The following is a 21,053-nucleotide window of genomic DNA, read 5'->3' as shown; positions in this document are numbered from 1 at the left end:
GGCGGTTCGAAACCGCTCTCACCCGTCGAGTCCCGGCCCTGTTATTTTACCACCGACCGTCGTGTGTCCGGACGTCGATGACCGACCCGGACTCGAGCGGCGAATCGAACGGCTACGATAGACTCGGTGGTCCCCGGCTCTGGCTGTTACTTCGGCTGAACCGCTGGGCATTTACGGGTGTTATCCTGCTCGCCGTGTTCGTCGTTCTCGTTGCCGCAAGCGGACTCGAGTTGACGCCTCTCCGGGAGATCGTCGAGAGCCAGGACGGCATCGAGTTCCTCTTTTCGGCCTTTATCGGGGCGATCATCACCGGCACGGCGATCGTCGTCACGATCAATCAGCTGGTACTCTCCCAGGAGCTCGGCGCGGTCGGCCAGCAACGCGGACGGATGCAGGAAGCGATGGAGTTTCGACGGGACGTCGAGCGTACGATCGAGGAAGACGCGAGTCCGCCCGAACCCGCCGCCTTTCTCTTCGAACTCGTCGACGGAGTCCACGAACGGGCGAACGAACTGGAAGCCGAGATGGAAGACGAACGCGACGAGGAGCTTCGGGAGAAGGTCACGGAGTACGTCGAGGAGACGACCGGTAACGCCGAGAGCGTCAAATCGGATCTCCGAGACGCCCAGTTCGGGACGTTCGACGTGGTCTGGAACGCGCTCAACTTCAACTACTCACGGAAGATCTACGACGCCCGCAAGATTCGAGCCGATCACAGCGACTCACTCTCCGACGAGGCGAACGAGAAGATCGATCACGTGATCGACACGCTCCAGCTGTTCGGGCCGGCCCGCGAGCACTTCAAGACGCTGTACTTCCAGTGGGAGTTGATCACCCTCTCGCGGGCGCTGTTGTACATCTCAGTGCCCGCACTGACGGTGATGGCGTTGCTAATCATGTACGTCGACGGGAGTGCGCTCCCGGGAACGACCCTCGGCGTCGACAACCTGGTCTGGGTGACGAGTGCCGGATTCGTCGTCGGCATTTCGCCGTTCGTCGTCTTCATCGTCTACATCCTCCGCATCGCGACGGTCGCGAAGCGCACGCTCGCGATGGGTCCGTTCATCCTCCGGGAGTCCGAACGCGACGAGGACCTCGGCTGACACTGACCGCCGTTCGGACCGCCGATGTCCCGAGAGACGAACCGGCGACGACGGACGGCGGGACGAACGATCGGCTTCGGCCTCCCCGGCCTCGAGATCGGTCGACGCGACTGTCTGTCCCCCTATTATTTTCCGGTCGCCGTCGAACACTCGCACATGTCCGACGGGGAAACCGAGACCGTCCGCGTCTGGTTGGTCGAACGGACCTACTCCGACGACGAACAGAACCTGATCATCCTCACGTACGCCACGACGGACGGCGACCGGTACTTCCGCAAGGAGCGTGCGCTTACGTCGTTTACCGACGCCCGCGAGACGACCGCCGCCGTCGACGCGGCTCCAGAGAACCTCGGCAGCGTCGACGACCACGACCGTCGGACCCAGTACGCCGACGAGGCTCGACGGATGGCGTCCGTCCACGACCCCGACGACGTTATCTGACGTGCACCTCGAGACCGCACTCGCGCTCGAGCGCCGGCGTGGTCACTGCGGCACGCCGACGAGGACGAGTTCCGCCCGTTCGTCGCCGCGGTTGTGGATCTGCCGGCTCTCGTCGGGATCGATCCGGATCGCGTCTTCCGCCTCGAGCGAGACCGTCTCCCCGGCGTCGGTCAACTCGACGTCGATCGATCCCGAGACCACGTAGTAGATCTCCTCCTGGCCCGTCTCGGTTTCGTCGTGTTCCTTGCCACTCGCCTCCGACTCGAGTTCGAGGACGGTGAACCCGAGCGACGACGTCTCGAGTTCCTCGCGCAGGAACCACATTCCGCCGTGTTCTTCCGGGACGACCGATTCGGCGTCGGTCTTCGCTGCGGTATCGTATCCCATGGATAGTCGGTCTACTGCCATCGCATAAACTCTTCGAGTATCGGCGATCCGCTCGTCCGCACCCGGACGGTTCCGAACCAGCAGGGTGCGACGAACGACCGGTTTTCGGCACAGTCTCTTCAGGTCGAATTATTATATGAGATATGATTAAATCTGAGGAAATACGCTACAGTAGGCTGGTTTTCACATAAATTATATCTGGGATGTTGGGGAGGTTTAATGGGTCGATCCGTGTACGTCGATACTGTATGACACAGATCACCATGGAGGACGTGAGCAAGTACTTCGACGACGGTGAGACCGTCGCGAACTACCGGCTCAACCTCGAGGTAGAAGACGGTGAGTTCATCGTCTTCCTCGGACCGTCGGGCTGTGGGAAGACGACGGCGCTCCGACTCGTCGCTGGGCTCGAGGATCCCTCCGAGGGAGCGATCTACTTCGACGGCCAGCGAGTCGACGGTCGGTCACCGAGCGACCGGAACGTCGCGATGGTGTTCCAGAACTACGCGCTGTATCCGCACATGACTGTCGCGGAGAACGTCGCCTACCCGCTCAAGATACAGGGGGTCCCGCCCGACGAACGCGACCGGAAGGTCGAGGAGGCGATGAGTTTCCTGCACATCGAAGACCAGGCCGACAAACCTCCCGCCGAGTTGAGCGGCGGCCAACGCCAGCGCGTAGCGCTGGCCCGCGCCATCGTTCGGGAGCCGTCGGTCTTCCTCCTCGACGAACCGCTGTCGAATCTCGACGCCAAGCTCCGCCAGGAGATGCGAAGCGAACTGAAACGCCTCCAGGACGAACTCGGGATTACGACGATCTACGTCACCCACAACCAGGAGGAGGCGATGAGCATGGCCCACCGGGTCGTCGTCATGAACCAGGGGACGATCCGTCAGGTCGCCCCGCCCGGAGAACTCTACTCGCGCCCGCGAACGGCGTGGGTCGCCCGCTTTATCGGCTCGCCGCCGATGAACCTGCTCCGGGGAACCCGCCAGAACGGCTCGATCGAATTCGGCGAGGCGGGGTCAGTGGATCTCCGTCGAACGAGCCCCGGCGGCCTCGAGACGGTTCCCCGTGGAACCGTCTCACTCGGCGTTCGACCGGAGGACATTACCGTCGAGACCGATCCGCCATCCGGAACGGCTGCGATCGAGGGGACGGTCGATACCGTCGAACCGCTCGGCGAGTACACCATCGTCAACGTCGCCGTCGCCGATCAGATCGTCAACGCGAAGGTGTCGTCGACGTCCGTCGACCGCGAGGATCGCGTCTACCTCACGTTCGACGACGACGACGCCTACCTCTACGACGAGAACGGCGAACTACTCTCTTGAGACGATGAGCTTGCGAGATCACATCGACGCGCTCGAGGCCGATTGGGTTGCGTGGCCGGACGTCGATCGGCGGAAGGCAACGGCGATCGTGGTGTTTCTCGTCCCCGGGCTGACGCTGTTCGGGATCTTCTCGGTCGGGCCCATCGTCTACTCGGCGGTCGGGAGTTTCTTCTCGTGGGACGGGTTCTCCATGGAGAGTTTTACCGGGCTGGACAACTGGATTCGGACGTTCGCCGACCCCCTCATCGTCAACTGGGACAACATTCTGCGCTGGCGGTTCCCGATGGGCGCGCTCACGCAGAACCTCCTCTGGGTCGTTCTTCACGTCCCGATCAGTACCTTACTGGGGCTTGGAATGGCGCTTCTGTTCGTCGATCTCAAGGGACGACGGATCCTCCGATCGATGGTCTTTCTCGGATTCACGACGCCGACGATCATCATCGGGCTCGTCCTCATGTTCATCTACGACCCCCAGGCGGGGATCTTCAACGAGTTGCTTCGCGTAATCGGCCTCGGCGGACAGGTCCGCAACTGGACGCAGTCGCCCCAGCTGGCGATCTACGCGCTCATCGCCGGCGGCATCTGGGTCCAGACGGGATTCAACATGTTGCTCTACAGTTCGGCGCTGGCCGCGATCGATCCGTCGCTGATCGAGTCCGCGAAAGTCGACGGCGCCGGGCGCTGGCGTCGGTTCTGGGATATCACCTGGCCGCTGGTCAGACCCGTCACCGCGGTGGTCGTCATCATGGGGATCATCTGGGTCATGCGGGTGTTCGACATCGTCTACGCGGCCGGCGGCTCCGCCGGCGGCCCAAATCACGCCTACTCAGTGCTCGGGATCGAGGTCTACCGCGCCGCGTTCGAACCGCCGATCGACTACGGGAAGGCGATGGTCGTCGCGCTCGTCCAACTGGTCATCGTCGCCCCGCTCGCGCTGTACATCGCCCGAATGAACTAACATGGCAGACGATACTCACTCCCCAGGCGAACCGACCCCGGCCTCGAGTCGCGAGACCGACCAGTATCTCCCCCCGGACGCGATACCCGAAACCGCACCCCGGAGAGAGGACGACGTGGCGACGCGACTCGCCTCCGCCGTTCCGTCGATGCCACGGCTCCTGAAGTACGCGATCGCGATCACGGTTGCGGTGCTCTGGATCGTCCCGTTTCTGGGGCTGTTCATGGCGTCGTTCCGGCCGCTCGGCGAGATCCTCGCCGGCTGGTGGCACGTCGAGGGAATGACGATCACCCTCGAGAACTACACGCGGGCGTGGTCGTATCAGACGGCCCCGATGGGGCGGGCGCTGTTCAACACCCTGGTCGTCACTGTGCCGGCAGTGCTCGTCGTCATGTTGCTCGGCGCGATGGCGGCGTACCCGTTTGCACGTTTCGAGTTCCTGCTGAAGACGACGCTGTTTTTCCTGATCTTGCTCGTGATGGCTGCTCCGCCGGAGCTGGTCGCGATGGGCAACTACAACACCCTCCGCGAGATCGGGCTGTTCGACAGCTACATGGGGTTGATCCTGGTCCACATCGGCTGGGGGCTAGGCTGGGTCGTCCTCTTCCTTCGTAACTACCTGCTTGGCATTCCCGTCGAGCTAGAGGAGGCCGCACGCATCGACGGCGCTTCGCGCTACCAGATCTTTCGGACGATCATCCTGCCGCTGTCGACGCCCGCGCTCGTCTCCGTGGCGGTTATCCAGTTCACCTGGGTCTGGAACGCCTTCTTCTTCCCGCTCGTCTTCATGCGCTCGCCGGAACTCTACCTCGCCCCGCAGGTCCTCCCGCTGATGACCGGCCGCATCCAGGTCGAGTGGGGGCTCGTCGCCGCCGGCTCGGTGATGACGATGGCCGTCCCCGTCTTCCTCTTTCTGGTACTCGAGCGCTACTACAAACAGGGGATGGTTGCGGCGGTCACGGACTGACCACGCGCCGATCCGGTTTTCGCCCGGTGGTTCGTCGTCAAACCGCTACTCGTCGTCGCTGACTCGCGGTTGTACGTATCGACTCGAGACTCGAGAATCGTGCGTGCCGGCTCGAGGATTGCACACCCCTATCCGAAGATGCAGTACCGCCGTGAAACGGCGTCTCGGGCCGTCAAAACGCCAGTCGTCGCCCTATAACGGCCCGATCCCAGTCTCCGTAGCGATCACCGCGAGAGCGATCGCGAGCAGGTTCGCGACGAGGAATGCGGTCGTCGATCGCCAGGCGAAATAGAGGAAGGTCAGGAGGGGGAGGGCGGCGACGACCGCCGGACGGACGCCCTGGACCGCCAGCGTCGCGAGAAAGGCGGTCGTAAACAGGTAGAGGACGTCCATCGCGAGGGTGCTGGCGTTGCGCCGACGCATCTCCTGTCCCAGGACGTACACCGTCTCGGCGGGGCCGCCGCCGCGTGTTCGATCGCCGTCGACCACGTTAGCCCTCGTCTTGCTCCTCGACCGTCTCCTGTAAGACCGTGTTCAGCGATTCGGTGAGCGACTCGACGTCCTGGTCGGGTTCGGCCCAAAAGCCCGTGAGCACCGACCAGAACTCGGACTGGAACGGGTCGCCGAGCGTGTCGTCGAGGTCGGGGACGAGTTCGACCTCGTCGGCCATCTCAGAGAGCTCGAGCATGATCTCGACGTCGTAGGCGTCGTCGGGCACCCCGAGGTTCGAGGCGATGAAACCGCCGCGTTCGGCCCAGACAGCCTGGCCGTCGGCCGACACCATCTCCGCGACGGCCGTCCGCGCCGCCTCGACGTCGTCGCCGTACTCCGGGACAGTAAACCAGTTCTCGGCGGCGACCATCGCCTCCGTGCCGGGGAGCATGAAGACGTCCAGATCGTCGGGATCCTCGATCGCTCCGAACGTCGGCGTCCACGACCCCATGAAGTACAGCGGAATCTCGTTCTCCCAGAAGAACTCGTACTGGATGCCGAAGTCCCGGACCTCGCTGAAGTACCCCTGCTGGAGGAGCCCCTGGATCTCCTCGAAAGCGGTGATGACGCGCTCGTCGGTGAACGCCGCGTCGCCATCGATGAGATCGCGCTGGAGCTGTGCGCCGTCGTCTTGCCGGAGGATGAACGCCTCGGTGACGTCGCTCAGCGGCCAGCCGTCACCGTTTCCGGACGCCAGCGGCGCTTCGACGCCCTCGACCCCGTCGATCTCCGCGAGCAGATCGAGGAACTGGTCGTAGTCGTCGGGCTCCTCAAGGCCGTGCTCGTCGAAAAACGACGGCCGATACCAGAATCCGGGTTTGAGATCCATCTTGAACGGCGCGGCGTAGGCCTCGCCGTCGACGCTTACGAACTCCGGATCGGGCGCGAACTCCTCGGGATCCCAGGTGTCGGTCAACGACGCCAGATGACCCGACTCGGCGTCCGACTGGACACGGGCCGGTGACGGCATCACGACGACGTCGGCGGTTGCCACGGCCGCCTCGTAATCGATCAGCGTCCCGGTCAGAATCGCCTCGGTGTCCCGCGGTTCGTACGTAATGTCGATTCCGGTCTCCTCCTCGGCGTGATCGACGACCGCGAGGAAGTCTTCTTCCTCGTCTTCGGTCCAGACGCCGGTGACGGAAATCGATCCCTCTTGTGCTTCTCCGGCCTCGTCGCCGACATCGCCGGCGTCGTCGGCCTCGTCGATACTCTCCTCGACGTCTCCCCCCTCCTCTCCGAGACAGCCAGTCAGGCCGACGACGCCAGCCCCGACTCCTCCGATGACGGTCCGCCGACGTACAGGTATGTTACTGTCACCCATACTGGTTTCCGACGACGATCTCGAACTTAATAGCTTCACTCGCAAGACTGTAATTAAGACGAGAGTGAGTTACCGCTCTCCGTGAGACTCTCCACAGCCAGAACGACGCGGTACGGATCGAAGCGAGAACCGACCTGAACGGCAGTGACGGTCACCTACCGTATGATTTATTTGAAATCCCTCACGATACACGTTTGACAAAATGAACGAGAAACGTACGGTAGTTACCCTGTTCGGGGTCGGCGTCGCGGTCGTGACGGCGTACATCGCCTACCGATTCATCGCGGCGCTTACCATTGCCGTCTTTCTCTACTACTCGACGCGGCGCTTCTATAAGTCCCTCGAGCGGCTTCACCTCCCCGATAAGGCACGTGCCGGACTCGTCATCTCGTTTCTCGCCGTCCCGTTGCTCGTTCTCATCACGTATACGGTCGCCCTCATCGTGGTCGAGATCCGCAACTTCGCTGCCGAGTATCCGGTCACCGAGATGCTTCCACAGGACGTCGTCTGGGTACAGAGCCTCGAGAACCCGCCGGAGCTCACGATCCAGGGGCTGGCCGTCGCCTACCAGGCCGGCACTTTCGACCCGTTTATCGACTTCGCGGTCGACCACGCTAGCCTGCTGACGAGCGTCGTCTCGAACGTGCTGTTGAATCTGTTGATCGTCGTCGTCGTCACCTACTACCTCCTGATCGACGGCTCGAAGTTCCACGAGTGGCTCCTCCGGTTCGACGACGACGCGATCGTCCGCGAGTACCTGGAGACCGCCGACAAGGAACTCGAGGCCGTACTGTTCGGAAACCTGCTGAACGTGATCCTCATCTCGCTGATCGCCATCGTCACGTTCATGGGGTACAACCTAGCGGTCCCGTCGGCCGTCGAGATTCCCTACCCCGCACTCGCCGGCGCGCTCACCGGCATCGCGAGTCTGATTCCGGTCGTCGGGATGAAAATCGTCTACGTTCCCGTCGCCATCGCGGCGGCCGTCCCGCTCGTCCTCGACGGCACCACCTCGCTGATCGTCTATCTGGTGGGCTTTCTGGTGCTCACGATCGTCGTCGTCGATACGATCCCCGATCTCGTCCTCCGTCCGTACCTGAGTGGCGAGCGCACCCACGTCGGCTTGCTGATGCTCGCGTACATCTTCGGCCCGATCGTCTTCGGTTTCTACGGGCTCTTTCTGGCCCCGATCATCCTCGTCCTCGGACTGACGTTCGCCGACACTGCGCTTCCGCGACTCCTCGGTGCCAACGCCGGTCGGCGCTCCGGCCCACCCGAACGAACCGAGGGCGTCTCGGTCTCGGGCCAAACCGAGGGCGTGTCGGTCTCGACGCAATCTCCCTCGAGCGAACCGTCGGGGGAAGCCAGCCAGTGACAGTCAACGATTATCAGGACGGAATCCGTTAGCACGCTCGTGAGCAACGATACGACAGCGACGTTTGACATCGGCGAGACGACGGTCGACCGACTCGGCTTCGGCGGGATGCGCCTCTGTGGCGAGGAAATCATCGGCCCGCCGGACAACGAGGAAACCGCACGCGAGGTCGTGCAGACGGCCGTCGATTCCGGCGTCACCTTCATCGATACCGCCGACTCCTACGGCCCCGGTGTGAGCGAACGACTCATCGGCGAAGCGATCGGCGACCCCGAGGACGTCGTCGTGGCGACGAAAGCCGGCCTCCTGCGCAACCGCGAGGGCGAGTGGCTCGCCCACGGCGACCCCGATTACATCCGCAATCAGGTGCTCGCCTCCCGCGACCGGCTCCGAACCGAAACCATCGATCTCTATCAGTTCCACCGTCCCGACCCCGACACCCCCTTCGAGGACTCCGTCTCGACGTTCGCCGAACTGAAAGACGAGGGCCTCGTCGACCAGGTCGGCCTCAGTAACGTCTCCGTGGACCAACTCGAGACTGCACGCGAACACGTCGAGATCGCGACCGTCCAGAACCGATACAACGTCGACGATCGATCGTCGAGGGACGTCCTCGAGGTCTGTACAGACAACGACATCGGCTTCATCCCCTGGGCACCCATCGACGCCGACGACCTCGCAACTCACGGCGACCTCCTCGACGAGATCGCCGACGAACACGACGCGACCAGACGACAGGTCGCGCTGGCGTGGCTGCTCGAGCGGTCGCCGGTGGTGTTGCCGATCCCCGGTACGTCGAGTCCCGACCACCTCGAGTCGAATCTCGAGGCTCGAGAGCTCTCGCTTCCCGACGAGGCTGTACAGCGATTGACCGACGCGGGTCGATAAGACATCGTCTAACCGACACCACCTTTCGGCGTTCCACGCCTGAGACGGTCTACTGTCCATCAGCGGTAACATTCTCTTGCTCGGGACGTACTGGAGTTCAACGATGCGGAGGGCTCCATCCACAGGCTTATTAACTCATTTAATCAATAGAGATATATCCGATTCAGCGTACCCAGCCGGTAATGTCGGTAGGCCGACCAATCATCGCGCGACGATGGGTCTGGCCCGACCCCAGAACGGGTGACTCGCCAATGTCAAGTTTACTCATCTTTGAGTATACTCTATAGCTATTCGGCTACTGTCGGCCGTTATGGACTGCCATATGGCAACGTGAGATTAGATAATTTGTATCACACGCAGGATAGGACCCTTGGCGTTTATGTACCAGCGTGATTACATCCCTAGTATGTCCGAAACCGGGACCAAGCGTCGGTCTCCCAGACGAGAGCTTCCGGATCCGACTGAGGCGTCGAACGTGCGATACAACCCCACACTCGAGGAGCTACGTGAACTCGCCGAAGACGACGAGATCACCACCGAGTTCGGCTCCTCGTCGTACGTCAGCGAGTACCGCTCGCGGAGTGCGGACAAGACCAAAAACGCAGTCGACGACGAGTTTTCGACCGAGGACTACGAACTGCTCGAGAACGCCGTCGACGCCGTCGAAGCGCGTGAGATGATCTGTGTCGACCGGCTCATGGGACGCCACCCCGACGCGACCTTCTGTTGCCGTCTCTACGTGCCGGTAGCACACGCCCGTATCGCCCTGGCGTGGGCGAAGCTGTTCGAGCCGGCCGACGGCCGCGACCCCGACCTCGTGACCGTCCAGAACCCCGACCACGAGCGGACGGCGATCCGCGTGCTCCCCGAGGACGGGTTCACCGCGGTACTCGGCAGCGATTACACCGGCGAGGCGAAGAAGTCGTTCCTCCGCCTCTTCATGTACCGTACGAAACAGCGTGGCGGTCTCGGTCTGCACGCGGGCAGCAAGCGTGTACGGGTCCGCGACGGTGACGGCGACATGCACACTGTCGGCCAGGTCTTCCTCGGCCTCTCGGCGACCGGCAAGTCGACGCTGACCTCCCACGGCCTCTGGCTCGAAGAGCCCGAAGACGCCGTCATGCTCCAGGACGACGTCTGTGCGTTGCTCCCGGACGGCTCCGTCGCCGGAAGCGAAGGACAGGGGCTGTTCATCAAGACGATCGGCCTCGAGCGAGAGGAACAGCCCGCCCTCTATACGGCTGCGACCCACGAATCGGCGGTGCTCGAGAACGTCGCCGTCGACGACGACGGAACCGTCGACTTCGACGAGCCCCGATACACGAAAAACTCCCGGGCGATCGTCCAGCGCTCGGAACTCGAGAGCGCCGACGAGGAGATCGACTTAGACGGCGTCGACCAGGTCTTTTTCATCACGCGCAACCCGCTTATGCCCCCGGTCGCGAAACTCGACGAGGAGGAGGCGGCCGTCGCGTTCATGCTCGGCGAGTCGATCGAGACCAGCGCGGGCGACCCCTCGCGTGCGGGCGAATCGATCCGCGTCGTCGGAACGAATCCATTTATCATCGGCTCGGAGGGCGAAGAAGGGAACCAGTTCCGCGATCTCATCGCCGAACTGGACGTCGACTGTTTCGTCATCAACACCGGCTATCTCGGCGACGAGTCCAAAGATATCGGCGTCACCGAGTCGGTGACGATCCTCACCGAACTCGCCCGTGGGACGATCGAGTGGACCGACGACGAGGCGACCGGCCTCACGCTCCCCGAAGCGGTCCCTGGCCTGGACATCGAGGCGTTCTCCGTCCCCGACCACGTCGACGAGTACGAGACCGCCGCCGCTGAACTCCGCGAGGAGCGCCTCGAGTACCTCGAGGGGTTCGAGGACTTAGACGAGGAGATCAAAGAAGCGACGTACTGATCGACCGGTTTCACTCGAGTCCGTTTTTGGATGCCGTGTCCAGCAGGCGTCGTCTCGAGGTCCGGGTGCGAGAATCGAACCACGGTCGTTTCGCTCACGTCGTTCGCTTCACTCCCTGATTCGATTCTCGCCTTCCGGCTTTTCCACTCCTCACATCGTTCGTCGTGAAAAAGTCCGGGTGCGAGAATCGAACCCGCGTCTCAGCCTCCACAAGGCTGAAGGATAACCACTACCCCAACCCGGACACGCTTGCAGGCTTATTTAGGACTGGTCCACCTGAAATACGTTACGACTCGAGTACGGTCCGTATGCGAGTTCGTGACGCGGATTTTCCCACTCTCGGGAACGTCGGCTCGTCGGTTCTCGCCGCAGTCGCGACCGGGAGCCTTTTTTCCGCGCCGACCGTAGCCTCGCCAACGCGTGGCCATCACCGACAAGATCTACGTCAAGAACCACCGCCAGCTCAGCTCCCAGCTCGAGACGAACATCCCGAAAGGCGCGTTCAAGGGGGCGACGCTCGACGTACTCTTCCAGGGGGAGGGCCTCGAGAAACTCGACGACGCCACCCGCGATCGCGTCCTCGAGTTCGCACAGGACTTCCTCGACTGTGACTGTGACAACAACCCCTACTGTGGCTGTCCCGAGCGGAAGTTCCAGCGATACCTCCTCGAGTTGCGCGCGCAGGGACTCGGTCCGGACGCCATCGTCGACGTGATGAGCGACGATTACATGCTCTATGCCTATCCCGGCGACGTTCTTTCGTTTCTCGACGACGCCGTCCGGACACTCGAGGCCGCCGAAGGACTCGCTCGCGTCGACGGCGCCGACGCGAAAGCCGACGAGATCAGACGCGAGAAACGGAACCTCGCCAGATAAGACGCGATCGAGGCCTGCAATCGGCGCTCGAAGCGAACTGCGTCGACCGGAGGGGATCACCGGAGCTGGTAGGATTCGCCCTCGCCATCCAGGTCGTCGAGTAAGAGCACCTCGTCTTCGCCCTCGAGTCGGTCCTGGAGGTCGTTGACGTACGCCTTGTACTCGTCGAGTTGCTCCCGGAGGTGGTCGGCCTCGAGTTCGAGCCGTTCGTGCTCGCGAATGAAACTCTTGGGAACCTCGACCGTCGGCGGGAACGAGAGATCGCCGTCCTCACCCTCAGCCGGTGCCGAACGCGACTCGAGTTCCCGCCTGGGAACGACCTCGACCTGGCCGTCGTGGTCGACGAGCTGGTCGACGTAATCCCGGAAGACGGCCGAAAGCGAGATATCCCGTTCTTCGGCGATATCCTGGAGCGCCTCGAAGGCGTCCTCGTTGACGCGAAACGAGATCGTCTTGTTCTTGTTGCCCATTCGCCCGCTAGTGCGTACTCCGATCACTTAACGATTCGTCAGACGACGGTCTTTCCTTCCGATCAAAATAGTACGAACAGAGAGATGGAGTCGGACAGGCTAATCCGCTCGAGCCCCAACGTGACCCCATGCTCGCGGACACACCTGGGCTCCACCACGTGACGGGAATCGTCGGTGACGCACAGGAGGCCGTCGACGTCTACGCCGGCGTACTGGGGCTTTACCCCGTAACCCGGACCGTGAACGTCGAGGACCCCCTCCAGCACCACCTCTACTTCGGCGACGCGACGGGCTCGCCGGGGACGGTCTTTACCTGCTTTCCCGACCCCCACGCCGATCCAGGACGCGTCGGAAAACCCCAGGTCGATGCCGTCGCCTTCCGCGTCCCCGACGGCTCGCTCCCGTACTGGCGCGAGCGCCTCGAGGCCTACGACGTCGACGTCGACGGCCCGCTCGAGCGATTCGACGAACGGTTCCTTCGACTCGAAGATCCCGTCGGGACGAGACTCGAACTCGTCGCCGACTCCGACGCTGATGACTCTGACGCCGAGCCGTGGCCGGGAAGTGACGTTCCGCCAGACGCTGCAATCTGTGATCTGTACGGCGTCTCGACGCGTTCGCTGAACCCCTACGCCACCGCGAGTACGCTCGAGACTCTCGGCTTCGCGTACGACGAGGAAGGTGACGAACGGGTCCGGTACCGCACGACAGGCGATCGGGCGACGATCGTCGACGTGGGAGTTGCGGCGGAAGAAACCACGGCCGACTCCGGAACGGGCTCGGACGGATTCGAGGGCGAGTCGGTGGCCGAGCGAGCGGCATCGTTCGGCCGGGAGGGTCCGGGGACGATCCACCACGTCGCCGTCCGAGCCGAGAGCGAGGCGGCGCTGTCCGAGTGGCGCGAACTGTTCGACGACCGCGGATACGACGTCTCGCGAGTCAAAGACCGTCACGTCTTTCACTCGCTGTACGTCCGCGAACCCGGTGGCATCCTCTTCGAACTCGCGACCGAGACCGACGGCGTCGCCGTCGAGCGCACGCTGGCGACGGATACCACCGAGTCGACGGACTCGAGGGGAACGACCGACCTGCCGCTTTCTCTCCCGGACTGGTTCGAAAGCGATCGCGAGTTGATCGAGAGCCAGCTTCCCTCGCTGTCGATACCGATCGACGAAGACAGTCGGAAACCGAGCGACGCGGGAGGCGGTGATACCGAAGACGAGGGCGGAGCGTGACGGACTCGAGCCGCCAACTGACCGCCGTGTCGGGGCCCCACGAGGGACAGGAACTGCTCACTGCGGGTGCGCCCGCGATGGCAGCAGACGCGGCCGTCGTCCTCTGTCACGGCCGTGGCGCGACCGCCCAGGGTGTCGTCAATCTGTTCGATCCGATCTCCCGCCACGGGGTTGCCTTGCTCGCCCCGCAGGCCGAACGGAGTCGGTGGTACCCACGTCCGACGACCGCCCCACGGACCGAGAACGCACCGTGGCTCACTTCGAGCGTCGAGTGCGTCGACGCCGCGCTCGAGGCGACCCGATCGATCGGCGTCCCGCCGGAGCGCACGCTTCTCGGGGGGTTCTCACAGGGCGCGAGCGTGGTCGCGGAGTTCGTTCACCGAAACCCGAGTCGGTACGGCGGCGTCTTCCTCCTCTCTGGGGTGCTCCCTGGTGACGCCGTCAGAGCTCCCGGCGTAACCGATCCCGCCGACGCGATCGATGGAGACGGCTCGGACGACCGAACCGCGGCCCTCGAGGGAACGCCGATCCTCGTCGGATGGGGCGAGAACGACCCGCGGATCGACCGTGGACGCGCCGCCGAAACTGTCGAGGCGTTCGAGCGAGCGGGTGGCGACGTCGACGAACGAATCTATCCCGACGTCGGCCACGAGGTAACCGACGACGAGTTCGAGGCGATTCGCGCGATGGTCCCGGACCCGTAACCGGTTCTCACCGCACCAGCCGCCGATCGGCGTCAGTCCGCCCCCATTCCCTTCTCCTCGAGTTCATCGATCGCTGCAGCCGTCTTCTCACACTCCTCGAGACCCATTCCGCGGAGAACGTGGTCGGCTTTGGTGAACTGGATCTCCGCGTAGTCGACGATCTGGACTCGGTTGCCCCAGGGATCGCGAAACTCGAGACCGGGTGCGTCGAGTCGATCGATTCCCAACTGCTCGAGTCGGCGTTCGACGCGGTCTGTGTCGTCGACGACGAGACCGAAGTGACGGGCGTCGTCGATCCCGTCACCCTCGGTCTCCGCGAGGGCAATAAACTGATCGCCCATATCGACGAACGCTTTCGTCTCGGAGCGCCCGCGTTCCTCGAACGCGAAGATCGACTCGTAGAACTCGAGTGCTGCCTCGAGGTCGGCAACCTCGAGTGCGACGTGGTTGATGCCGACGAGCTGTGGTCGGTCGTCGGCGTCTCGGTGGTGATCGCGGTCGGTCGACCGTTCGGTCATACGAATGCCGTCGGTATCGGTCCTGAAAAGATATCTGCCGGCCGATCCGTGCCGATTGACCGACTGCCGCCTACCCGCCGAACGGAATCGGTGGTGTGTCGTGGTGGTCTTGAGTTGGGGTCCGTTCGGCGGTCCACTACCGTTCCAGCGTCGATGCGGGTCGAATTCGGTGGTGGGGTCTGATTCAACCCTGTCGTTCGGACGTAGACCGCCACTACGTGGTCGGTTCTGGATTCTGTGTGCCTTCGATCGACTCGAGCGCCTGGATCACGTCGCGCCGATAGTTCTCGACCGGCGAGTCGTAGCGCTCGCGAGCCATCTGGGCGTACTCGTTCGTGGGTGCGGTCGATCCGCTCTCGGGAGGCTCCTGTTCGGCTTCCCACTCCCCGAACGCTTCGACGCGTTCTAACGTGCGTTCGGCGGTTTCGACGACCCAGCGGTCGCGGGTCGCCTCGTCGACGATCGCGATGGATTCGGGTCGAAGCGAGACGTTGACCGTCCCGTCGTCGGTCTCGTACGTCCGGGGTTTACCCACGACCGCGGCGTACGCCGGCGGCTCCGTGTCGCGGAGCGCGGCGGCCGCTTCGGGCTGATACTGACCGGCGTAGACGAAGAACGTCCCCGTCGGATCGACGACGCGGCCACGCCAGTACTCGCTTTCCTCGCCGACGTCCTCGGTCTCGGTTAAGGTGCCGACGACGAACACGCGGTTCGCGCGGTCGCCGGTCGGGAGGAGCGCGTAGTTGGGTGCGCGCTCGTCGTCGCTTTCTTTGAAGGCGTACGTCGAGTCGTTGAATTCGGAGGCGAAGACGCGCCGGGCGACTTCGCGCGTGAGTTCTGCGCCGCTCATGTTACATCGACCTCGCTTTGATCAGCAGTTGTTCTGCATCCGCCGGCCCATCGAGTTCGGAGACATCGTCGGCAAGAACGTATCGGCCGAACGTCGGCCCCTCGATGCGGTAGTAGGTGCCGACGATGTCGTCTGCGATCTCGTCGGCGACGATCGTCGTATCGAGTGCGTCCATCGCCATCTCCTTGGCCTCCTCGAGGCTGAGTCCAGTCAGTTCCTCGGTGGCTTCCTTATCGAAGATGACCTCGTGGGCGTCGATACCGTCGTCGACGACTGCCTTGATCCGGAGGTCGAACTCGCCTTCGACCTCGCCGTGTTCGCTACATCGGCCGTTCTGGAGGACGCGGGTACAGCCCTCGACGGGACAGCGCTTGATGAGACCGCTGCCGCTTTGCATGTCGACGAGTGCGCCCTCGACCTCGCTCGTGTCGTCGCCGACCTCGATGTCCTCCTCGAGTTCCTCGATGACGGTCGTCGAGTTGAGTTTCACCGAGTACCGGCCCTGGTACTCGTCAGTGACCACGTTCCGAAGTTCGTAGACGCCGCCTTCCTCTAGGCTCGGCAGGTCGGATTTCGCCCACTTGGTGAACTTGATCGTTCCCGTCGGATCGCCGAGCAAGCCGACCTGGGCGACCGAATCGCTCCGGGGGTCCCAGAGTTCGATGACTTTGGCAGTGAGGTCGATCCACTGTTCGGGCTCGTCGACGTCCTCGACGTTGACGTGCTCGCTCGAGCCACTGGAGATGTCCTCGCGTTCGAGACCCGCCTCCTCTAAGTAGTGGTTGGTGACGCTTCGCCGTGCCTCGTCCATCGGTACCTTGTACTCGTCGACGAGCGTGCTCAGGCGGTCCTCGACGTCGTCGACGCTGACGTCGATGTGGTCCGAAAACTGGTCGTGTATGTCGTCCGCGTGCTGTCGTACGTCGCTCATTGTGTCACGCCTCCTCTTTGGTTTCAACGGGAGGCATACCGACGTTCGCGCCCAATAGTATTTAAACTGCCGCCACCGGAGCGAAAGTGAACTGATCGCCTCGAGAAGACGCCTTCGGGTCGGTCGACGGTTAGACTAGCCCGGACGTGACCGCGTAGCCGACCGCGCCGACGACGATGAACACGATCGAGATCGCGAGGCCGTACCGCACGAACGAGTCGCCGTCGGTTACGGTTTCGTGTGCGCCGCGGTCGACGACCCGACGCCGATCGATCCGCCCGAGTTCGCCGGCGTGCTCGATGGCGAGGTGCTCGAGATACGCATCCTCGTCGTCGAACGACGCCGCACAGTAGTCGCAGTCGGGCATCGTCTGTTCTCGTGAGCGCACGGACTCAACGGTGTCGGTTCGTTCGTCGATCCATTCCCCGGTTATTCACTCCCCGTCACCGTAGTCCGACAGCGACCCCTCGGTCACGTCCGCACGGTGGCTCGTCGCCAGACCGGCGAGGTGGGGCGCTTCGGGGACGATAAGCTGTTCGCAGGCCGTTCGACAGGCGTTGGTACTCCCGGGCAGACAGAACACTGGCGTGTCGACGGCGATACCCGCTGTCGCGCGCGAGGCCATCGCTCGAGTTCCCACTTCGTCCCACGAGAGCGAGCGGAACAGTTCACCGAATCCCGGCAGTTCGCGTTCGAACAGCGACGACGTCGCCTCGGGCGAGACATCGTCTACGGTGACGCCGGTACCGCCGGTCGTCAGGACGACGTCGATATCGCGACGCGCGACCAGTCCGCGGACCGCCGTCCGGATCGCCGAGTAATCGTCGCGTACGAGCAGTCGCTCTCGAATCTCGTGGCCTTCGGCCTCGAAACACTCCTGGATGGTGTCGCCACCCGGGTCGTCGGGGTCCGCTTCGTCCGACCCCGCGCGTGAACTCGAGACAGTCACGATTCCGACGTACAGCGGGTCGATGACGTCGTGGCCGTGCTCGTCGGTGCTCCGCCGATCGTCTCTCTCGGTCGTCATGTCGTGTTCAACTCCACGCTCGAGGGCGATAACTGCTAGCGGTTCTCGGCCGTTTGCTCCCGCGCGTCCGCGGACACGGTGGCTGTCTCGCTCATCGCCGCCGGCGCGTCGTTTTCGAACGCGGTCCAGTCGGCGTCCATCTCGTCGTCGGTGAGCAGGCAGTCGTCGAGGCGGTCGGTCAGTGCTCCTATCTCGAGATCGCGGCCGATGAGCGCCAGCCGTGTCTCGCGGTCGCCCCACTGCTCGTCCCACTCGAGGTCCGGCTGTCCCGCCCGGTGGCGCTCCTGGCGCTCCGCCGAGAGGCTGGCGATCCAGCGGCCCGTAACCTCGAGGCTCGTCTCCGAACCGGCAAAACTCATCGTGATTGCCTGGCGTTCGCGGCCGGCGATCCAGCACAGACCCTTCGCGCGGACGAGTCCGTCCGGGAGGTCGGCGAGGAGGGCGGCGAACCGCTCGGGGTGAAACGGCCGTCGACGCCGGTAGGTGTCGACTTCGATGCCGTACTCCTCGTGCGGATGCGCGTGATCGTGGTCGTGATGATCGTGCCCGTCATCATGATCGTGGTCGTGATCGCGGCCCTCGCCGCGGTCGTGGTCTTCGTCGTGGGCGTGATCGTTCCCGTCGTCGTGGGTGTGAGCGACGGATTCGTCCTCGAGTGCACGTTTCCAGCCCGCCGATTCGGCGGCCACCTCGAGGTCGAATCGCTCGGCCTCGAGGAGGTCGTCCGGATCGACGTCCCCGTACTCGGTCGTCACGATCTCCGCGCCGGGCTGGAGGGTTTCGAGCAACGCGACGACGCGGTCGCGTTCGGCCTCGCTTACTAGATCGCACTTGTTGACGACGAGCAGATCACAGAACTCCACCTGTTCGAGGACGAGGTCCGCGAGCGGTCGCGTACCGGTCTCGTCCGGGCCTTCGATCGCGGGTATCTCGTCGGTTTCCGAGGTCACGAACCGATCGTGGAACCGACGGGCGTCGACGACCGTGACGACCGACTCGAGGTCGTAGACGCCCGCGGCCGGACCGCGAACGAACTGACGGGCGATCGGTTCCGGCTCGCCGACGCCGGAGGCTTCGACGACGAGGTGGTCGAACGTCCGTTCGCGCTGGAGCCGGATCACCGACCGAGAGAGGTCGCCGCTCAGGCTACAACAGATACAGCCGTTCTCGAGGGCGAGAACCTCCTCGCCGGTCGAGAGATCGGTTCGGGCTTCGACGAGGTCGGCGTCGACGTTCACCGCGCCGACGTCGTTGACGACGAGCCCGATTTCGCGGTCGCTCGACTCGAGTAGGCCGGAGAGCAGCGTCGTTTTCCCCGCGCCCAGTTCGCCACAGAGGATGGTGACCGGAATCGCCATCTACTGGTTCGTAAGCGCGAGTTCACGTCGCTCTTGCGGTTCGAACGGATCGGGGTAGGCGTTCCAGTCGTCGTCCATCTCGTCGTCGGTGAGCAGGCAGTCGTCGAGTCGCTCGATCAGGGCGTCTTCCTCGAACTCGCGGCCGATGAAGACGAGTCGCGTCATTCGGTCACCCCACTCGTCGGACCAGTCGTCTTTCAGCCCCGGCCGGGCGGCGAAGTACTGCTTTCGTTCGCGCTCGGGCAGCGTCGCGAGCCACTTCCCTGACGGCCCCGCTCGGACGGAGGTCCCGGCCTTGTCGACGCCCATCGCGACGTCCTCGCGACCGGCGCTCCAGAAAAACCCTTTCGCACGGATGAGTTCGTCCGGCAGGTCCGAGAGCAACGCGGCGATCCGCTCTGGATGGAACGGCCGATCGCGCTGGTAGACGAACGACGTGACCCCGTGTTCCTCCTGGGGATCGTGGTGGTGGTCGTGCTGGAGTTCGTGTTTCCAGCCCGCGGAGTTTTGCGCTCGCTGGAAGTCGAACCGTTCGGTGCCGAGGATCTCCCCGGGGGCGACGGCCCCGAACTCGGTGCGGATGATCTTCGCACGCGGCTGAAGCCGCTCGAGAACTGCCTCGATCTCCTCGAGTGCGTCGTCCGGGACGAGATCGCACTTGTTGCACAAGAGGACGTCACAGAACTCGATCTGATCGAGCAACACCTCCTCGGGGACGCGTCCGGATTCGTCCTCGAGTTGCTGGTTCGTCAGCGCGGACCCCGAGTCGAACGACTCCCAGAAGCTGTGAGCGTTGACGACGGTTACCATCGTATCGAGTTCGTAGGTTCCGGTTGGATCGAAGCTCGCATCCTCGAATCCCATCGCGAACGTCTGTGCGACGGGAATCGGTTCCGAGATGCCCGAGGATTCGACGAGCAAGTAGTCGAACTCGCGGCGGTCGGCGAGCCGGCCGACCTCGTCTAACATGTCGCCACGCAGGCGACAGCAGATACAGCCGTTCGACATCTCGATGATCTCTTCGTCGCCAGCCAGATCGGATTGCTGGGCGACGTGTTCGGCGTCGACGTTGACCTCGCCCATGTCGTTGACGACGACGGCGACGTCGAGGCCGTGATCGGCGGTCAGGACGTGGTTGAGCACTGTCGTCTTTCCCGCACCGAGGCTTCCACTCAGGACGGTAACGGGAATGTGATCGTCGGTCATCGGATGGTTGTGAAATAGGTCTGGGTCCTTGTTAATGTTAGTTATTACGTAAGCGTGCTGCCTTGAATAACAAATTCTATTATATCGTGAAACAGAGTTCATATATGCCCGTCGTCAGCGTCTCGATGCCCGCTGAACTGATCGATCGAATCGACGCTCTCGCCGACGAACACGACTACACCGGTCGGAGTGAAGTCGTGCGGGAAGGTGCTCGAACTCTGCTTTCGGAGTTCGACGACGACCGGCTCGAGGATCGGGAACTCGCCGGTATCGTGAGCGTACTCTACGACTTCGGCACCCAGTCCATCGAACACCGAGTTACCGAGATTCGCCACGAACACGAGGCGGTTATCGTATCGAACGACCACAGTCACGTCGACGACTACTGTCTCGACCTCTTCGTCCTCGAGGGCAACCTCGACTCGATCTCCGCGTTCGTCGGGACCTTGCGGACGATCGAGGACGTCGGAACGGTCGATTACTCGCTGATCCCGATCGATTCAGTCGGGAGTCTGCAGGACGTGTAGGCGGGGACGCCACCCGCCAAACCGCTGGTCCGATCGAGTCGGAGTCGATCTGTTCGCCCGTCGCGGTCGATCAGCGCCCACTCGAGTCAGCGGTTGTCGAGGCTGGCACGGCTCGTTTGCGGCCGCGAGTCCTCGAGCCGAAGTCCGCTGTCCGGTGACGTGAT

General features: G+C 63.4%; 23 protein-coding genes and 1 tRNA gene. 12 read left to right on the top strand and 12 right to left on the bottom strand.

Features of this window, described 5'->3' with window-relative positions; translation table 11 throughout:
- The first annotated feature begins 77 nt into the window (after positions 1-77).
- Together GRS80_RS18470 and GRS80_RS18465 are read left to right on the top strand one after the other, a co-directional pair.
- Positions 78-1,103: a hypothetical protein gene (locus GRS80_RS18470; protein ID WP_160048813.1), complete on the top strand. Its 1,026-nt coding sequence runs from the start codon at positions 78-80 to the stop codon at positions 1,101-1,103.
- A 156-nt stretch (positions 1,104-1,259) separates the two neighbouring features.
- A complete protein-coding gene (locus GRS80_RS18465) occupies positions 1,260-1,544 on the top strand; it encodes a hypothetical protein (protein WP_160049088.1) in 285 nt (94 codons plus the stop codon).
- Positions 1,545-1,586: 42 nt separating this feature from the next.
- Here the strand turns inward: GRS80_RS18465 and GRS80_RS18460 are convergent, their stop codons facing one another.
- Positions 1,587-1,931, bottom strand: a complete 345-nt coding sequence (locus tag GRS80_RS18460) for a cupin domain-containing protein (protein WP_160048812.1) — start codon at positions 1,929-1,931, stop codon at positions 1,587-1,589.
- Positions 1,932-2,194: 263 nt separating this feature from the next.
- On the opposite strand from GRS80_RS18460, the gene GRS80_RS18455 reads away from it, so the two are divergent.
- From GRS80_RS18455 to GRS80_RS18445, 3 genes are read left to right on the top strand one after another with little or no spacing between them, the layout of a single operon-like run.
- Complete coding sequence (locus GRS80_RS18455; RefSeq protein ID WP_160049087.1) at positions 2,195-3,265, top strand: ABC transporter ATP-binding protein; 1,071 nt, start codon at positions 2,195-2,197, stop codon at positions 3,263-3,265.
- A 4-nt stretch (positions 3,266-3,269) separates the two neighbouring features.
- Positions 3,270-4,223: a sugar ABC transporter permease gene (locus GRS80_RS18450; protein WP_160048811.1), complete on the top strand. Its 954-nt coding sequence runs from the start codon at positions 3,270-3,272 to the stop codon at positions 4,221-4,223.
- Between the two features lies 1 nt (position 4,224).
- Positions 4,225-5,190, top strand: coding sequence for a carbohydrate ABC transporter permease (locus tag GRS80_RS18445; RefSeq protein ID WP_160048810.1), 966 nt, complete (start codon positions 4,225-4,227; stop codon positions 5,188-5,190).
- A gap of 192 nt (positions 5,191-5,382) precedes the next feature.
- Here GRS80_RS18445 and GRS80_RS18440 read toward each other — a convergent pair whose 3' ends face one another.
- Entirely contained in the window at positions 5,383-5,679 is a 297-nt protein-coding gene (locus GRS80_RS18440) for a hypothetical protein (RefSeq protein WP_343161652.1), read from the bottom strand.
- 1 nt (position 5,680) lies between these two features.
- On the bottom strand, positions 5,681-7,006 hold the full coding sequence (locus GRS80_RS18435; RefSeq protein ID WP_160048809.1) for an ABC transporter substrate-binding protein: 1,326 nt from the start codon (positions 7,004-7,006) through the stop codon (positions 5,681-5,683).
- A 202-nt stretch (positions 7,007-7,208) separates the two neighbouring features.
- Between GRS80_RS18435 and GRS80_RS18430 the strand changes: the two genes are divergently transcribed.
- The 3 genes from GRS80_RS18430 to GRS80_RS18420 all read left to right on the top strand — a co-directional run bounded on the left by GRS80_RS18430 (position 7,209) and on the right by GRS80_RS18420 (position 11,187).
- A complete protein-coding gene (locus GRS80_RS18430) occupies positions 7,209-8,381 on the top strand; it encodes an AI-2E family transporter (RefSeq protein ID WP_160048808.1) in 1,173 nt (390 codons plus the stop codon).
- A 39-nt stretch (positions 8,382-8,420) separates the two neighbouring features.
- Complete coding sequence (locus GRS80_RS18425) at positions 8,421-9,269, top strand: aldo/keto reductase (RefSeq protein WP_343161651.1); 849 nt, start codon at positions 8,421-8,423, stop codon at positions 9,267-9,269.
- A gap of 406 nt (positions 9,270-9,675) precedes the next feature.
- A complete protein-coding gene (locus GRS80_RS18420) occupies positions 9,676-11,187 on the top strand; it encodes a phosphoenolpyruvate carboxykinase (ATP) (protein ID WP_160048807.1) in 1,512 nt (503 codons plus the stop codon).
- Positions 11,188-11,359: 172 nt separating this feature from the next.
- Here GRS80_RS18420 and GRS80_RS18415 read toward each other — a convergent pair.
- Positions 11,360-11,431, bottom strand: a tRNA-His gene (locus GRS80_RS18415).
- A gap of 176 nt (positions 11,432-11,607) precedes the next feature.
- Between GRS80_RS18415 and GRS80_RS18410 the strand changes: the two genes are divergently transcribed.
- Complete coding sequence (locus GRS80_RS18410; RefSeq protein WP_343161650.1) at positions 11,608-12,063, top strand: DUF5814 domain-containing protein; 456 nt, start codon at positions 11,608-11,610, stop codon at positions 12,061-12,063.
- A 56-nt stretch (positions 12,064-12,119) separates the two neighbouring features.
- Here GRS80_RS18410 and GRS80_RS18405 read toward each other — a convergent pair whose 3' ends face one another.
- Entirely contained in the window at positions 12,120-12,533 is a 414-nt protein-coding gene (locus tag GRS80_RS18405) for a ribbon-helix-helix protein, CopG family (RefSeq protein ID WP_160048806.1), read from the bottom strand.
- Between the two features lie 128 nt (positions 12,534-12,661).
- Here GRS80_RS18405 and GRS80_RS18400 point away from each other — a divergent pair, with 128 nt between their 5' ends.
- Both GRS80_RS18400 and GRS80_RS18395 read left to right on the top strand, forming a co-directional pair.
- On the top strand, positions 12,662-13,768 hold the full coding sequence (locus tag GRS80_RS18400) for a VOC family protein (RefSeq protein WP_160048805.1): 1,107 nt from the start codon (positions 12,662-12,664) through the stop codon (positions 13,766-13,768).
- Complete coding sequence (locus tag GRS80_RS18395) at positions 13,765-14,472, top strand: phospholipase (RefSeq protein WP_343161649.1); 708 nt, start codon at positions 13,765-13,767, stop codon at positions 14,470-14,472. Before GRS80_RS18400 ends, GRS80_RS18395 begins: the two co-directional genes overlap by 4 nt.
- Before the next feature lie 32 nt (positions 14,473-14,504).
- Here GRS80_RS18395 and GRS80_RS18390 read toward each other — a convergent pair whose 3' ends face one another.
- The 7 genes from GRS80_RS18390 to GRS80_RS18360 all read right to left on the bottom strand — a co-directional run bounded on the left by GRS80_RS18390 (position 14,505) and on the right by GRS80_RS18360 (position 20,362).
- Positions 14,505-14,990 (bottom strand): VOC family protein, encoded by a 486-nt coding sequence (locus GRS80_RS18390; protein ID WP_160048804.1) that lies wholly within the window; start codon positions 14,988-14,990, stop codon positions 14,505-14,507.
- Positions 14,991-15,204: 214 nt separating this feature from the next.
- Positions 15,205-15,840: a DNA-binding protein gene (locus tag GRS80_RS18385; protein WP_160048803.1), complete on the bottom strand. Its 636-nt coding sequence runs from the start codon at positions 15,838-15,840 to the stop codon at positions 15,205-15,207.
- Position 15,841: 1 nt separating this feature from the next.
- Entirely contained in the window at positions 15,842-16,771 is a 930-nt protein-coding gene (locus tag GRS80_RS18380; RefSeq protein WP_160048802.1) for a replication factor A, read from the bottom strand.
- A gap of 130 nt (positions 16,772-16,901) precedes the next feature.
- Entirely contained in the window at positions 16,902-17,138 is a 237-nt protein-coding gene (locus GRS80_RS18375; protein ID WP_160048801.1) for a hypothetical protein, read from the bottom strand.
- A 66-nt stretch (positions 17,139-17,204) separates the two neighbouring features.
- Positions 17,205-17,798 carry a MogA/MoaB family molybdenum cofactor biosynthesis protein gene (locus GRS80_RS18370; RefSeq protein WP_160048800.1) on the bottom strand — a complete coding sequence of 198 codons (594 nt, stop codon included), beginning with the start codon at positions 17,796-17,798 and terminating at the stop codon, positions 17,205-17,207.
- Between the two features lie 35 nt (positions 17,799-17,833).
- Positions 17,834-19,156 carry a GTP-binding protein gene (locus GRS80_RS18365; RefSeq protein WP_160048799.1) on the bottom strand — a complete coding sequence of 441 codons (1,323 nt, stop codon included), beginning with the start codon at positions 19,154-19,156 and terminating at the stop codon, positions 17,834-17,836.
- Entirely contained in the window at positions 19,157-20,362 is a 1,206-nt protein-coding gene (locus tag GRS80_RS18360; RefSeq protein ID WP_160048798.1) for a GTP-binding protein, read from the bottom strand. It abuts the gene before it with no gap.
- A 104-nt stretch (positions 20,363-20,466) separates the two neighbouring features.
- On the opposite strand from GRS80_RS18360, the gene GRS80_RS18355 reads away from it, so the two are divergent.
- Positions 20,467-20,889, top strand: a complete 423-nt coding sequence (locus GRS80_RS18355; protein ID WP_160048797.1) for a CopG family ribbon-helix-helix protein — start codon at positions 20,467-20,469, stop codon at positions 20,887-20,889.
- The last annotated feature ends 164 nt before the right edge of the window (positions 20,890-21,053 follow it).

Source organism: Natrialba sp. INN-245, assembly GCF_009807105.1.
In the GTDB taxonomy this organism is placed as follows: Archaea; Halobacteriota; Halobacteria; order Halobacteriales; family Natrialbaceae; genus Natrarchaeobius; species Natrarchaeobius swarupiae.
This window is presented reverse-complemented; position numbering and strand designations above follow the sequence as displayed.